This is a genomic window from Streptomyces sp. NPDC044064, from assembly GCF_056434245.1.
Window position 1 is genome coordinate 103,864 of sequence record NZ_JBWKFN010000013.1, and the last position, 14,106, is coordinate 117,969.

Below are 14,106 nucleotides of genomic sequence, written 5' to 3' on the forward strand. Positions count from 1 at the left end.
GGAATGTGACGTTCGCCGCTCCCGCCGCCGGGACTGGGCAGCTACGTTACTCATAAGTAGCATGGGGCCTGAGCGCGCGCTCAGCGCATCGCAGCAGTGCCATCCCGCACCCTGGAGGAGAGCCATCGTGCCTCGTACCGTCAGGGACGTCGTCTTCGTCGACGGCGTCCGCACCCCGTTCGGCAAGGCGGGCCCGAAGGGCATCTACCACGAGACCCGCGCCGACGACCTCGTCGTGAAGGCGATCCGGGAGCTGCTGCGCCGCAACCCCGGGCTGGACCCGAAGAAGATCGACGAGGTCGCCATCGCCGCGACCACGCAGATCGGCGACCAGGGCCTGACCCTCGGCCGTACGGCCGGCATCCTCGCCGGTCTGCCGCAGTCCGTCCCCGGCTACTCGATCGACCGCATGTGCGCCGGCGCCCTGACCGCCGTGACGACCACCGCCGGTTCGATCGCGTTCGGCGCCTACGACGCCGTCATCGCCGGCGGTGTCGAGCACATGGGCCGCCACCCGATGGGCGAGGGCGTGGACCCGAACCCGCGCTTCGTCAGCGAGAAGCTGGTCGACGAGTCCGCCCTCTTCATGGGCATGACCGCCGAGAACCTGCACGACCGCTACCCGACCATCACCAAGCAGCGCGCCGACGAATACGCCGTGCGCTCGCAGGAGAAGGCCGCCAAGGCGTACGCCGACGGCAAGATCCAGCAGGACCTGGTGCCGGTCTCGGTGCGCCGCACCAACCCCGAGGCCGGCGAGACCGGCTGGGGCCTGGTCACGGCCGACGAGCCGATGCGCCCGGGCACGACCCTGGAGAACCTGCAGGGCCTCAAGACCCCGTTCCGCGTGCACGGCCGGGTCACCGCCGGTAACGCGGCCGGTCTGAACGACGGCGCCACCGCCTCGATCATCGCGAGCGAGGACTTCGCCCGCGAGAACAACCTGCCGGTCAAGATGCGCCTGGTCTCCTACGCCTTCGCCGGCGTCGAGCCCGAGGTCATGGGCTACGGCCCGATCCCGGCCACGGAGAAGGCCCTCGCCCAGGCAGGCCTGTCCATCTCCGACATCGGCCTCTTCGAGATCAACGAGGCCTTCGCCGTCCAGGTCCTCGCCTTCCTGGAGCACTACGGCATCGCCGACGACGACGCGCGCGTCAACCAGTACGGCGGCGCCATCGCCTACGGCCACCCGCTGGCCTCCTCCGGTGTCCGTCTGATGACGCAGCTGGCCCGCCAGTTCGAGGAGCAGCCGCACGTCCGCTACGGCCTGAACACCATGTGCGTCGGCTTCGGCATGGGCGCGACGGTCATCTGGGAGAACCCGCACTTCGAGGGGGACAAGTGAGCACCACCGCTGAGCTTCTGAAGGGTGCGGCCGAGCTGTTCCCCGACGAGGTCGTGACGTCCGCGCACGTACGCCACCTCGACCTGCCGTTCGGCGCCGGGCGCTACGCGCTCATCACGCTGGACAACGGCTTCGACCACACCAAGCCGACCACCTTCGGTCCGGCCTCGCTGGCGAACCTCAACACCGCGATCGACCAGGTCGAGGCGGAGGCCGCGGCCGGCGACATCGTCGGCGTCGGCATCACCGGCAAGCCGTTCATCTTCGCGGTCGGCGCCGACCTCAAGGGCGTCGAGCTGCTGAAGAAGCACGAGGACGCGCTGGCCATCGGCAAGGGCGGCCACGAGGTCTTCAAGCGCCTCGCGGCCCTCGCGGTCCCGACCTTCGCGTACTACAACGGTGCGGCGATGGGCGGCGGCGTCGAGGTCGGTCTGCACTGCTCCTACCGGACCGTCTCCAAGGCGATCCCGGCGTTCTCCCTCCCCGAGGTGTTCCTGGGCCTGGTCCCGGGCTGGGGCGGCTGCGCGCTGCTGCCGAACCTCATCGGCGCCGACAAGGCCGTCTCGGTGATCATCGAGAACAGCCTGAACCAGAACAAGCAGCTCAAGGGCCAGCAGGTCTTCGACCTCGGCATCGCGGACGCGATCTTCGAGGGCGCCGACTTCCTGGAGCAGTCGCTGATCTGGACCGCGAACGTGCTCAAGGGCGACGTCGAGGTCGAGCGCCCGGTGATCGACCGCGGCGAGGCCTGGGACCAGGCCGTCGCCAAGGGCCGCTTCATCGCGGACTCCAAGGTGCACGGGGCCGCTCCGGCCGCCTACCGCGCCCTGGACATCATCGCGGCCGCCAAGAACGGCGACCTGCAGCAGGGTTACGACGCCGAGGACGTCGCCCTCGCCGACCTGATCATGGGCGGCGAACTGCGCTCCGGCATCTACGCGTTCAACCTGGTGCAGAAGCGCGGCAAGCGTCCCGCGGGCGCCCCGGACAAGAACCTGGCCCGCCCGGTCACCAAGGTCGGCGTCGTCGGCGCCGGTCTGATGGCCAGCCAGCTCGCGCTGCTCTTCCTGCGCCGCCTGGAGGTGCCGGTCGTCCTGACCGACATCGACCAGGAGCGCGTCGACAAGGGTGTGGGCTACGTCCACGCCGAGATCGACAAGCTGCTCGGCAAGGGCCGGATCAACCAGGACAAGGCCAACCGCCTCAAGGCGCTGGTGACCGGTGTCCTGGACAAGGCCGAGGGCTTCTCGGACGCCGACTTCATCATCGAGGCGGTCTTCGAGGAGATCGGCGTCAAGCAGCAGGTGTTCGCCGAGGTCGAGGCGGTCGCCCCGGCGCACGCGATCCTCGCCACCAACACCTCCTCGCTGTCGGTCACGGAGATGGCGTCGAAGCTTCAGCACCCCGAGCGGGTCGTCGGCTTCCACTTCTTCAACCCGGTCGCGGTCCTGCCGCTGCTGGAGATCGTCCGCGGCGAGCAGACGGACGACGCCTCGCTGGCCACGGCCTTCGGCGTCGCCAAGAAGCTGAAGAAGACCGCGGTCCTCACCAAGGACGCCCCGGCGTTCGTCGTGAACCGCATCCTCACCCGCTTCATGGGCGAGATCCAGAACGTCATCGACGAGGGCACCCCGGTCGAGGTCGCCGAGAAGGCCATCGAGCCGCTCGGTCTGCCGATGTCCCCGCTGGTGCTGCTGGAGCTGGTCGGCCCCGCGATCGGTCTGCACGTCTCGGAGACCCTCAACCGGGCCTTCCCGGACCGCTTCACGGTCTCCCCGAACCTCGCGGCCGTCGTCAAGGCGGGCAAGCGCGGCTTCTACGTCTACGACAGCGGCAAGCCGGAGCTGGACCCGGAGGTCGCCGCGCTCCTGAAGCAGGGCGACACCGTCCTGACCGAGGAGCAGGTCCGCGACCGTGTCCTGGACGCGGTGGCCCAGGAGATCGGCCTGATGCTCGACGAGGGCGTCGTCGCCGAGGCCCAGGACATCGACCTCTGCCTCATCACGGGCGCCGGCTGGCCCTTCCACCTGGGCGGCATCACGCCGTACCTGGACCGTGAGGGCGTCTCGGAGCGCGTGAACGGCAAGAAGTTCCTCGCTCCCGGCGTGGCGAGCGTTCCCGCGTAACACCCGGTGACATGAAGGAGGGCCCCGCTTCGGCGGGGCCCTTCCGCATGGTCAGAGCGGCCGCCACGCCTGGAGCGCCAGCCCGGGTTCGTCCTTGCGTCCGGTCAGCAGGAGTTGGCCGGTGGACGGGGACAACGTTGCCGCCACCACCCGGTCGTCCTCGTCCACGGCCAGGGACACCAGCGCGTCCACCGGCAGCTGCGGACCCGACTCCGTCCACCACGCGCCCGCCGACTCCAGCTCGGTCGGGTAGGCGGCGAAGGCGACCCGGCCGCTCGCCGAGCGCTGGGCCAGCAACGTGCAGTCATGGCCGTCGAGCTCGCAGCGGACCGCCGCCACCCGGCCGGAACCCGCCGCGGGGAGCAGGGCGACCGGCTTGGTGCCGGGGCGCCAGGCACACAGGTCGCCCGAGTCGTCGGTGTAGTAGACCGTCGTGCTGTCGGGTGACGTGGCCAGGGCGTGCAGGGTGCCGGGGCGCACAGCCGTCTCCAGGGCTTCCTGGAGCACCGGCCGGGCGCCCGGCTCCTCCTGACGCCAGTACAGGACGACACCCGGGGCGGCCGCGTAGAGCTCGACCCTGCCGGACTCCCCCGTCACCGCCGCCAGACCCTCCTGGACCTCATGGCCCTTCAGGTCCCGCCAGGGTTCCCAGCCGCCCTTCTCCTTCTGTGCCAGCAGGCTCACCCCGCCGCCCTTGTTCCGTACGAAGACATGGGCGCGGCCCTGCACGTCCACGGCGACGGCGGGGGTGCCGGTGCGGTCGCCCTTCTTGTCCGGGTGGCCGATCGGGCTCCAGTCCAGGGCCGCGAGGCGTGGACGGAAGTGGGTGGAGTGCACCAGGCCCGACTCGCCCTTGGTGGTGGGCCGCCAGGAGACCAGGTGGGCGTAGCCGTCGGCGCCCTGGCCGACGGCGAGTACGGGGTGGAGTCTCTGGCCCCCGCCAACCTTGTGCGGGTCGCTCCAGCGGCCGCCGTCCGGGGCGCGCTCCGCCCGGCACAGGACGGCGTCACCCGACAGCTGGTAGACACTGAGGCGGCCGTCACGGCCGCGTAGGAGCCAGTCGCCGTTCACCGGTTCACTCTAAGCGGCCCTGGTCGCAGGCCGGGGCCCGCCCCCTCGCCGGTGGCGTGGGAACCTTGGCCCCATGGACGACCCCCTCGGTTCCCCGGACCCGGACGGCCCGCTGCTCGTGATCGTCGACGGCGCGAACGTCGTCGGGTCGCGGCCCGACGGCTGGTGGCGTGACCGAAGGGGCGCCGCCGAGCGGCTGCGGGACCGGCTGGCCCGCGAGGGGCTGCCGGGTCATGAGGGTGCCGTGGAGCTGGTGCTCGTGGTCGAGGGCGCCGCCCGTGGTGTGGAGTCGGTGCCCGGAGTGCGGGTCGCGGAGGCGCCCGGCAGCGGGGACGACCGGATCGTGGAGCTGACCGCCGAGTACCCCGGCCGGGCCCGTCTCGTGGTCACGGCCGACCGTGAACTGCGGCGCCGGGTGACCGAACTGGGCGCGGAGGTGACCGGGCCGCGCACCGTCCTCGGCTGAGCGGGCAGAGGCCGGTCTACCACTCGGTCAACGCCACGAACAGGGCGAGTACACCGGCGATCCCGACGACTCCGAGGGCGGTTCCGACGACGGCGGTCCACATGCGGCCGATCCCCCGGCGGGCGAAGTGGACGCCCGCGAGGCCGAAGGTGAGGGCGAGCGGTGCCGCCATGAACGACCACGGCAGTACGGCCGGCATGAGGGAGGGCCAGGCGCCGACGGCCGCGACGACCCCGAAGACGAGTGACGTGGGGCCCAGGGCGACGGCGGGTGAGTCCTTGTGGCCCTGCGCGGTCGGTACGTACATGAGACCCCCTGAGTTGAACGTGTTCAAATCACTGCGGCCAGCATAACAGCGGGGCCGCCGGGCACCACGCCAACTCCCCCTCAGCCACGCGGAATCCGGGCGTAGAGCACCGCCCCGTCCACCTTCCCCACCTCCTCGTAGCGCGCGTCCAGCAGCCGGCGCAGACTCGGCACGCGGTCGGGTGCGTACGGCTTGCCTCGGGAGTCGTCCACGACGAGGGCGGGGGCGTGCGCGGTCAGCTCCGCCCGGAAGACGGGCCAGGCGCCCTCTACCGCGTATTTCTCGCCGACCTCGGGGCCGTCGCGGCCGCCGCTGTAGTTGGTGAGCAGGCCCGCAGTGAGGTAGCGGCTGGCGGGAGTGCGGCGGGCCAGCCAGTACGTCTCCGGGTGCATGCCCCACACGAGGACGCGGTCGGCGGGCACGGTGCGCTGGGCCAGGGCCGCGGCGAGGCGCTGGGCGTGGGCGAGTTCGGGGCGCGGCGCGAGCAGGCCCCAGGCGAGGAACAGGGCGCAGCAGCAGGCCGAGGTGAAGACGGCGGCCGCCGGCCGCTCGCGGGGCGCCGCCCGCAGCGCGGCCGTGGCCAGCAGGGCCGCGGGCGGGGTGAGTTGCAGGTAGTAGTGGCCGAAGAAGTGGAAGCCGAGGGTGACGGCGACGGCAGAGGACGCCAGCCACAGCCACAGGTCGGCAGCGCCGGCCATGCCCGTGCGAACGGTGCGGGCGGCGCGCAGGGACCGTACGACCGGTGGGATCAGGCCCGCGCAGGCCACGGCCAGCAGTGCGGTGTTGGCCAGGCCACGGCCGAGGGCGTGGAGTTCCGAGCCGGTGAAGGAGGCGTAGGCGGCGGAGCCGGTGACGGTCCAGAACAGGAATCCGGCGGGGTCCGTGACCAGGGCCGCGCACAGCACCGGTACGGCGAACCCGGTCCCGAGCCGCAGCGCGCCCGCGCCCGGGGTGCCGGCGCGGTGCAGCAGCCAGGCCACCGGCAGCAGCACCGCGCCACCGGTCTGCTTGGCGAGGAAGGCGCAGGCGACGGCGGCCCCGGCCGCGCCCCAGCGGCCGCGGTCCGCGCACCACAGGGCCGCCGCCGTGGCGGGCAGTATGAACACCTCGAAGGTGGCGGCCTGCGCGTCCTCGGGGTTGAGGCCGACGGACACCAGCAGGTACAGCACGCCCGCGGTACGGCCCGCCGTACCGCCCCAACGGCGCCGCGCCAGGGAGGCGAGCAGGACGGCGGTGAGCGTCTGCGCGAGGACCGCCAGCACCCGGACCGGTGTGAGGGAACCGGAGCCGCAGACCGCGAAGGCGGCCTCGTACAGCCAGGGCACCAGCGGGGGTTTGCGGTCCACGACGGTCTCGTACAGGTGCCCGCCGTGAGCGAGGAGGCGGGCCTGTACGGCGAGATAGCCCTCGTCGGGGTTCCACACCGGCCCGACGAAGGAGGGCGCCCGGGTGACGCAGGCCAGGACCGCGAGGGCGGGCAGCAGCCGCGTCCAGTACGCCGTCCTGGTCGTCACGGGCCGTGCGGGGGCGAGCGGGGCGGCAAGCATGGGGAGCACGTTATCCGGCCTCGCAGTTACCACCGAAGCAGGACATACGGGGCCGTATCAGAGACCGGGGTGGTTACTTGTTGTCGCCCTTCGGCGGGTTCACGACCTGGCCGGCGGTGGTCTCCTCCTGCCCGGCGAGGCGGCTGTGCGAGCGGCCGTAGAGGAAGTAGACGAAACAGCCGATGACCATCCAGATGGCGAACCGGAGCCAGGTCTCGGCGGGCAGGTTCAGCATCAGCCACATGGTCGCGGCGACGGACACGATCGGGATGACCGGCACCCACGGGGTGCGGAAGGACCGGTGCAGGTCCGGGCGGGTGCGGCGGAGGACGACCACGCCGACCGCGACGACGACGAAGGCGAACAGCGTGCCGATGTTCACCAGTTCGGCCAGCTCGCTCAGGCTGGTGAAGCCCGCGATGACGGCGATGAGCACGCCGAGCAGGATGGTCGGCCGGTGCGGGGTGCGGAAACGCGGGTGGACGATGGAGAAGAAGCGGGGCAGCAGGCCGTCGCGGCTCATCGCGAAGAAGACCCGGGTCTGGCCGAGCAGCAGGATCATGCAGACCGTGGTCAGGCCGATGACGGCGCCGAAGCTGATCGCGCCCGCGTACCAGGGGTGGCCGTTGGCCTTGAAGGCGTCGGCGAGCGGGGCGTCGACGGACAGCTCGCTGTAGTGCTGCATGCCGGTGACGACGACGGACACCGCCACGTAGAGCGCCGTGCAGATGAACAGGGAGCCGAGGATGCCGCGCGGCATGTCCCGCTGCGGGTTCTTGGTCTCCTCGGCGGCGGTGGCCACGACGTCGAAGCCGATGAAGGCGAAGAAGACCACGGAGGCGGCGGTGAAGATGCCCAGCACGCCGAAGTTGGACGGCGCCCAGCCGGCGATCAGCTGGATGAGCGGCGCCTTGAGGGTCCCCCCGGCCGGCACCGCCTGCGCCTTGGGGATGAACGGCTTGTAGTTGTCGCTGTTGATGAAGAAGGCACCGGCGACGATCACGATCAGGACGACCGCCACCTTGATGGCGACGACGACCTCGGTGACCCGCGCGGACAGCTTCATGCCGATGACGAGGATGGCGGTGAGCACCAGGACCAGCCCGGCCGCGAGGACGTCGAAGCCGAAGCCCGTGGCCCCGTCCCGGCCGGCGAGATAGTCGGGCAGGTGCCAGCCCGCGTTGTCCAGCAGCGAACGCATGTAACCGGACCAGCCGACGGCGACCACCGCCGTGCCGAGCGCGAACTCCAGGACCAGGTCCCAGCCGATGATCCAGGCGGGCAGTTCACCGATGGAGGCGTACGAGAAGGTGTACGCCGACCCGGCCACCGGGACCGTGGAGGCGAACTCCGCGTAGCACAGCGCGGCGAGGGCGCAGACGACACCGGCCACCACGAAGCCCAGGGAGACCGCGGGACCCGCGGTCTCCTTCGCGACCTTGCCGGTGAGGACGAAGATGCCGGTGCCGATGATGACACCGACACCGAAGACGGTCAGGTCCAGCGCGGTCAGGGACTTCTTGAGCGCGTGTTCTGGCTCCTCGGTGTCGAGGATGGACTGCTCCACCTTCTTCGTCCGGAAGAGGCTGTTGCTCACGGGGCCTACCTCCCACGCGCTCGTCGTCCTCGACATGATCGAGAGGGCTGGGGATGCGTATGCCCCGGCACAGGCAGGTTCACGCAAAAGGACCGGCTCCGCCACCTGGGAAGGCGGCGAAACCGGCCATACGGGGCTTTCCCGAAATTGCCTAGTCGCGCGCGGTCTCCACGGAGTCGACCTCGTCGGCCGTGCGGTCGAACCGGCCGTCCAGCTTGGCGACCAGTCCGGTGACCTGGCGAGCGATGTCGGGCGCGGTCAGCCCGATCTCGGCCATGACCTCCGCGCGGGAGGCGTGGTCGAGGAAGCGCGGCGGGATGCCGAAGTCGCGCAGCGGCACGTCCACGCCCGCGTCCCTGAGGGCCTGGGCGATCGCGGAGCCGACACCGCCGACGCGGCTGTTGTCCTCGACGGTGACGACGACCCGGTGCCGCTCGGCCAGCGGGGCCATCGCCTCGTCGACGGGCTTGACCCAGCGCGGGTCGACGACGGTGGTGCAGATGCCCTGCTTGTCGAGCAGGCCGGCGATCTCCAGGCACATCGGGGCGAGGGCGCCCACGGAGACCAGCAGCACGTCCGGGCGTTCGGTGCCCGGCTCGCGCAGCACGTCCATGCCACCGACCCGGCGCAAGGCCGGTACGGCGGGGCCCACGGCGCCCTTGGAGAAGCGCACCACGGTCGGTGCGTCCTCGACGGCGACGGCCTCGCGCAACTGCGCCCGCACCTGGTCGGCGTCGCGCGGGGCGGCCAGCCGGAGCCCGGGCACGACCTGCAGGATCGACATGTCCCACATGCCGTTGTGGGAGGCGCCGTCGGTGCCGGTGACACCGGCCCGGTCCAGGACGAAGGTCACCCCGCACTTGTGCAGGGCCACGTCCATCAGGACCTGGTCGAAGGCGCGGTTGAGGAAGGTGGCGTAGACGGCGAACACCGGGTGCACACCGGCGTGGGCCAGGCCCGCCGCGGAGACGGCGGCGTGCTGCTCGGCGATGCCGACGTCGTACACGCGCTCGGGGAAACGCTTGGCGAACCGGTCCAGGCCGACCGGCTGGAGCATGGCCGCGGTGATGGCGACGATGTCCTCGCGCTCCTCGCCGAGCCTGACCATCTCCTCGCCGAACACCGAGGTCCAGTCGGCGCCGGAGGACGCGATCGGCAGGCCGGTGTCCGGGTGGATCTTGCCGACGGCGTGGAAGCGGTCGGCCTCGTCCTGGAGGGCGGGCTGGTAGCCGCGGCCCTTCTCGGTCAGGCAGTGCACGATGACCGGCCCGCCGAACCGCTTGGCCCGCGCCAGCGCGGACTCCAGCGCCTCGATGTCGTGGCCGTCGATGGGACCGACGTACTTCAGACCCAGGTCCTCGAACATGCCCTGCGGGGCGATGAAGTCCTTCAGCCCCTTCTTGGCGCCGTGCAGGGTCTCGTACAGCGGCCTTCCGACGACCGGGGTGCGGTCGAGGATGTCCTTCGTCCGGGCCAGGAAGCGCTCGTAGCCGTCGGTCGTGCGCAGGGTGGCCAGGTGGTTGGCGAGGCCGCCGATGGTCGGGGCGTAGGAGCGCTCGTTGTCGTTGACGACGATGACGAGCGGGCGGTCCTTGGCCTCGGCGATGTTGTTCAGCGCCTCCCAGGCCATGCCGCCGGTCAGCGCACCGTCACCGATGACGGCGACGACGTGGCTGTCCCGCTTCTTCAGCTGGTTGGCCTTGGCGATGCCGTCGGCCCAGCCGAGCACGGTGGACGCGTGGCTGTTCTCGATGACGTCGTGCTCGGACTCGGCCTGCGCGGGGTAGCCGGACAGACCGCCCTTCATCTTCAGCCGGGAGAAGTCCTGCCGACCCGTGAGGAGCTTGTGCACGTAGGACTGGTGGCCCGTGTCCCACAGCACCTTGTCCTTCGGGGACTCGAAGACGCGGTGCAGGGCGATGGTGAGCTCGACCACACCGAGGTTGGGGCCGAGGTGGCCGCCTGTCTTGGAGACGGCGTCGACGAGGAAGGTCCGGATCTCCCCTGCCAGCTGGTCCAGCTCCTCCAGGCTGAGCCGGTCCAGATCGCGCGGTCCCCTGATGCGGGTCAGCAGCGGCACCCGTGCCTCCTTGCAAGTAGAGCTGATCGAGCTGTTGCCGGGCTTGACGAGTCTAATGTTCCGGCTTTGTAGGACACGACAGTGCCCGGCACCTTTGAGGCACCGGGCAACTGTCCGACTCTAAGGCGCGCTACGCGCGACCCGCGGTCTTCTGTGTCTTCCGGGTGATGGAGTCGATGACCACGGTGGTCAGCAGAACCGCGGCGGTGATCATGTACTTCACCGGCTCCGCGATGGACTCCAGCTGAAGACCGTACTGGATCGACACGATCACCAGCACACCCAGGAGGGCGTTCCAGGTACGACCCCGGCCACCGAAGAGCGAGGTACCACCGATGACGGCCGCGGCGATCGCGTTCATCAGCAGGTCACCCGTACCGGCGCTCTGGTTGGCGGAGGCGATCTTCGAGGCCAGGAAGAGACCGCCGATCGCCGCGAACCCGCCGGAGATGGCGAACACGGAGATGCGCACCGCGGTGACGTTGATACCGGCACGGCGCGAGGCCTCGACGCTGCCACCGAGCGCGAAGATCTTGCGGCCGTAGGCGGTGCGCCGCAGGAGGAAGTCGGTGGCGACCAGGAACGCGAGGAAGATCACGGTGGCCAGCGGCAGGCCCTTGTACTGGTTGTACATGTAGGCACCGGCGAAGGAGACCACGGCCAGCAGGGCGGTGCGCAGGATCGTGTCGCTGAGCGGCCGGGACGGGACACCCGCGGCCTCCCGGCGGCGGTTGCCCAGGAAGGAGCTGATGAAGAACAGCGCGACCACGACGACCGCGAGCCCGTAGGCGGCGGCCACGTCCTCGAAGGTGTACGTGGTGAGCTTGCCGATCAGACCGTCGCTGTCGAGGTTGATCGTGCCGTCCTCGCCCAGCACCTTGAGCATGAAGCCGAGCCAGAACAGCAGACCGGCCAGGGTCACCGCGAAGGCGGGCGCGCCGAGCACCGCGAAGAAGAAGCCGTGCAGCGAGCCGATGGCGGCACCGACGGCGATGGCGACGAGCACGGCGAGCCACTCGGGCCAGCCCTGGTTGACGGTGAGGACGGCCGCGAGGGCGCTGGCCGCGCCGCTGACCGAGCCGACCGACAGGTCGATCTCACCGAGCAGCAGCACGAAGACGATGCCCACGGAGATCATGCCCGTGCCGACCATCGTGACCGTGATGTTGCTGATGTTCTGCGCCGAGAGGAACTCGGAGTTCAGGACCTGGAAGATGATGCAGATGATCGCGAGGCCCAGGACGACCGGGAGGGAACCCAGCTCACCGGCCTTCATCTTGCGCTTGAACTCGGTCCAGTAGCCGAGCAGTCCCTGCTCGCGGACCAGCAGGCGCGGGTCGACCGCGGTGACCGCGGCGGCCGCGGCCTCGGGGTTCACGACGGGCGCGTCCGCGCCGGCGTCGCTCTTGTCCACGTTCGCGGAGGTCTTGTCGATGCTCACTTGGAAACCTCCCCGGACGTGCGCGCCGCACGGCGGGTCACGGCGTTGTCGGTGGCGCCGGTGATGGCGGAGATGATCTCCTCCTGCGAGGTCGACTTGACCTCGAAGACGCCGTTGTTGCGGCCGAGGCGCAGAACGGCGACCTTGTCGGCCACCGCCTTCACGTCCGCCATGTTGTGGCTGATGAGGATGACGGCGTGACCGCGCTCGCGCAGGCGCTCCACGAGGTCGAGGACCTGGGCGGTCTGCTCGACACCGAGGGCGGCGGTGGGCTCGTCCAGGATGACCAGCTTGGGGTCGCCGAGCATCGAACGGGCGATGGCCACGGTCTGGCGCTGACCGCCGGAGAGCGAGGCGATCGGGATGCGGACGCTCGGGATGCGGATCGAGAGCGTGGTGAGCAGCTCGCGGGCGCGGCGCTCCATCTCCACCTCGTCCAGGACGCCCCACTTCCTCAGCTCGCGGCCGAGGAACAGGTTGCCGACGACGTCGATGTTGTCGCACAGCGCGAGGTCCTGGTACACCGTCGCGATGCCCAGGGCCTGGGCGTCGTGCGGCCTGCTGATCGAAACAGGCTTGCCGTCCCATTCGATGACGCCCTCATCGATGGGGTGCACGCCGGCGATCGTCTTGACCAGCGTGGACTTTCCGGCACCGTTGTCGCCGACAAGGGCGACCACCTCACCGGCGTGGATCTCAAGCTCTACGTCGGTGAGCGCCTGGACGGCACCGAATCGCTTGGAGACCCCGCGCAACGCCAGCACGGGCGTAGCGGACACGTGAACCATCTCCTTCGCCGCCTGACCCGGCGGGAGGTTGTGCAGAAGTTTGGGGGAATTCCGTCCGGCGCCCCGCGCCGAGCTTGCGGGGCTGTCCGATGCGCGGGGCGCCGGAGGAGCCTGAGTCAGTCCGTCCGGTCCCGGACGGGCGCTCGGGGTGCGAACGCCCGTGACCGGGAAGGGACTTGGGGACTGCTTAGTTGATGCCGAGCTTGTCGCAGGCGGACTTGTACTTGCCCGTGCAGATGTCGGCGGCCGTGTAGACGCCGTCCTTGATGACGGTGTCCTTGATGTTGTCCTTGGTCAGCGAGGTGACCGGGACCAGGACCGAAGCGACGTCCTTGGCGGAGCCGGAGGAGACCTTGTCCTTGGCGACCGAGTCGAGCGACTTGCCCTGGGCGAGGTACACGGCCATCGTGGCGGCGGCGTCGGCCTCGGGGGCGTACGGCTTGTAGACGCTCATGTACTGCTCACCGGAGACGATGCGCTGCACACCGGCCAGCTCGGCGTCCTGGCCGGTGACCGGGACGGAGAGGCCCGCGGCCTTCAGGGCGGTGATGATACCGCCGGCCATGCCGTCGTTCGCGGAGTAGACACCCGCGATCTTGCCCTTGCCGACCGCGGAGATCGCCGACTCCATCTCGGAGTTGGCGTTGTCCGGCGACCACTCCTTGGTGTCGTACTCCTTGGCGATGGTCACCTTGCCGTCGAGGACGGAGTGCGCGCCCTTCTTGAACATGGCGGCGTTCGGGTCCGTCACCGAGCCGTTGACCATGACGATCTTGGAGGACTTGGTGGCCTTGCTGCCCAGCGCCTTCAGCAGGGCCGCGCCCTGGGTCTTGCCGACCTCCTCGTTGTCGAACGAGGTGTAGGCGCTGATCGGGCCCTCGGCGAGGCGGTCGTACGCGACGACCTTGATGCCGGCGTCCACGGCCTTCTGGACGGAGTTCTGGATGGCCTTGGCGTCCACCGCGTCCAGGATCAGGACGTCCACCTTGTTGGTGATCATGGTGTCGACCTGCTGCGCCTGCAGGTTCGCGTCCTGACGGGCGTTGTTGTACTGGAAGTCCGCCTTGTTGTTCGTCAGCTCCATGATCTTCTTCTCGATCAGCGGCTTGTCGAACTTCTCGTAGCGGGCGGTCTTGTTCTCCGGAAGCAGGAGACCGACCTTGATGTTGTCGCCCTTCTTGGCGGACGCCGAGGAAGAGCTGTCGCCGCCCTTGGACTCCTTGGCACTGCCACAGGCGGCCAGCGAAACGGCCATGGCACCAGCAGCAACGGCGAAGGCCGCACGACGCATACGCATGTTCACTCTCTGAAACCTCCCTGACGAGGCCGCGTCGTTGC

11 protein-coding genes are annotated in these 14,106 nt (G+C 70.1%); 3 read left to right on the top strand and 8 right to left on the bottom strand.

What is annotated here, in order from left to right; translation table 11 throughout:
• The first annotated feature begins 127 nt into the window (after positions 1-127).
• Positions 128-1,345 carry a thiolase family protein gene (locus AC07DS_RS22085; protein ID WP_479147685.1) on the top strand — a complete coding sequence of 406 codons (1,218 nt, stop codon included), beginning with the start codon at positions 128-130 and terminating at the stop codon, positions 1,343-1,345.
• Positions 1,342-3,471, top strand: coding sequence for a 3-hydroxyacyl-CoA dehydrogenase NAD-binding domain-containing protein (locus tag AC07DS_RS22090; protein WP_479147687.1), 2,130 nt, complete (start codon positions 1,342-1,344; stop codon positions 3,469-3,471). Before AC07DS_RS22085 ends, AC07DS_RS22090 begins: the two co-directional genes overlap by 4 nt.
• Before the next feature lie 51 nt (positions 3,472-3,522).
• On the opposite strand, the gene AC07DS_RS22095 is transcribed toward AC07DS_RS22090, so the two are convergent.
• On the bottom strand, positions 3,523-4,542 hold the full coding sequence (locus AC07DS_RS22095; RefSeq protein WP_479147690.1) for a PLL family lectin: 1,020 nt from the start codon (positions 4,540-4,542) through the stop codon (positions 3,523-3,525).
• Positions 4,543-4,615: 73 nt separating this feature from the next.
• On the opposite strand from AC07DS_RS22095, the gene AC07DS_RS22100 reads away from it, so the two are divergent.
• Positions 4,616-5,008, top strand: a complete 393-nt coding sequence (locus tag AC07DS_RS22100; RefSeq protein ID WP_479147693.1) for a PIN domain-containing protein — start codon at positions 4,616-4,618, stop codon at positions 5,006-5,008.
• Positions 5,009-5,024: 16 nt separating this feature from the next.
• On the opposite strand, the gene AC07DS_RS22105 is transcribed toward AC07DS_RS22100, so the two are convergent.
• From AC07DS_RS22105 to AC07DS_RS22135, 7 genes are all read right to left on the bottom strand, one after another.
• Positions 5,025-5,315: a hypothetical protein gene (locus AC07DS_RS22105; protein WP_479147695.1), complete on the bottom strand. Its 291-nt coding sequence runs from the start codon at positions 5,313-5,315 to the stop codon at positions 5,025-5,027.
• 80 nt (positions 5,316-5,395) lie between these two features.
• Entirely contained in the window at positions 5,396-6,862 is a 1,467-nt protein-coding gene (locus tag AC07DS_RS22110) for an ArnT family glycosyltransferase (RefSeq protein WP_479147697.1), read from the bottom strand.
• 73 nt (positions 6,863-6,935) lie between these two features.
• A complete protein-coding gene (locus AC07DS_RS22115) occupies positions 6,936-8,459 on the bottom strand; it encodes an amino acid permease (RefSeq protein ID WP_479147699.1) in 1,524 nt (507 codons plus the stop codon).
• 151 nt (positions 8,460-8,610) lie between these two features.
• Positions 8,611-10,539 carry a 1-deoxy-D-xylulose-5-phosphate synthase gene (dxs, locus tag AC07DS_RS22120; protein WP_479147701.1) on the bottom strand — a complete coding sequence of 643 codons (1,929 nt, stop codon included), beginning with the start codon at positions 10,537-10,539 and terminating at the stop codon, positions 8,611-8,613.
• A gap of 130 nt (positions 10,540-10,669) precedes the next feature.
• Positions 10,670-11,980, bottom strand: coding sequence for a sugar ABC transporter permease (locus AC07DS_RS22125; protein ID WP_479147703.1), 1,311 nt, complete (start codon positions 11,978-11,980; stop codon positions 10,670-10,672).
• The gene (locus AC07DS_RS22130; RefSeq protein WP_186581785.1) at positions 11,977-12,768 is read right to left on the bottom strand and encodes an ATP-binding cassette domain-containing protein; all 792 of its coding nucleotides are present in this window, start codon (positions 12,766-12,768) and stop codon (positions 11,977-11,979) included. Before AC07DS_RS22130 ends, AC07DS_RS22125 begins: the two co-directional genes overlap by 4 nt.
• 187 nt (positions 12,769-12,955) lie before the next feature.
• Positions 12,956-14,059: a sugar ABC transporter substrate-binding protein gene (locus AC07DS_RS22135; RefSeq protein WP_479147889.1), complete on the bottom strand. Its 1,104-nt coding sequence runs from the start codon at positions 14,057-14,059 to the stop codon at positions 12,956-12,958.
• Positions 14,060-14,106 lie beyond the last annotated feature (47 nt).

Bases quoted from the DNA above. Each gene is read 5' to 3' on its own strand.
- AC07DS_RS22110 (WP_479147697.1), bottom strand. From the start codon at position 6,862: ATGCTTGCCGCCCCGCTCGCCCCCGCACGGCCCGTGACGACCAGGACG.
- AC07DS_RS22105 (WP_479147695.1), bottom strand. From the start codon at position 5,315: ATGTACGTACCGACCGCGCAGGGCCACAAGGACTCACCCGCCGTCGCC.
- AC07DS_RS22100 (WP_479147693.1), top strand. From the start codon at position 4,616: ATGGACGACCCCCTCGGTTCCCCGGACCCGGACGGCCCGCTGCTCGTG.
- AC07DS_RS22135 (WP_479147889.1), bottom strand. From the start codon at position 14,059: ATGCGTCGTGCGGCCTTCGCCGTTGCTGCTGGTGCCATGGCCGTTTCG.
- AC07DS_RS22130 (WP_186581785.1), bottom strand. From the start codon at position 12,768: ATGGTTCACGTGTCCGCTACGCCCGTGCTGGCGTTGCGCGGGGTCTCC.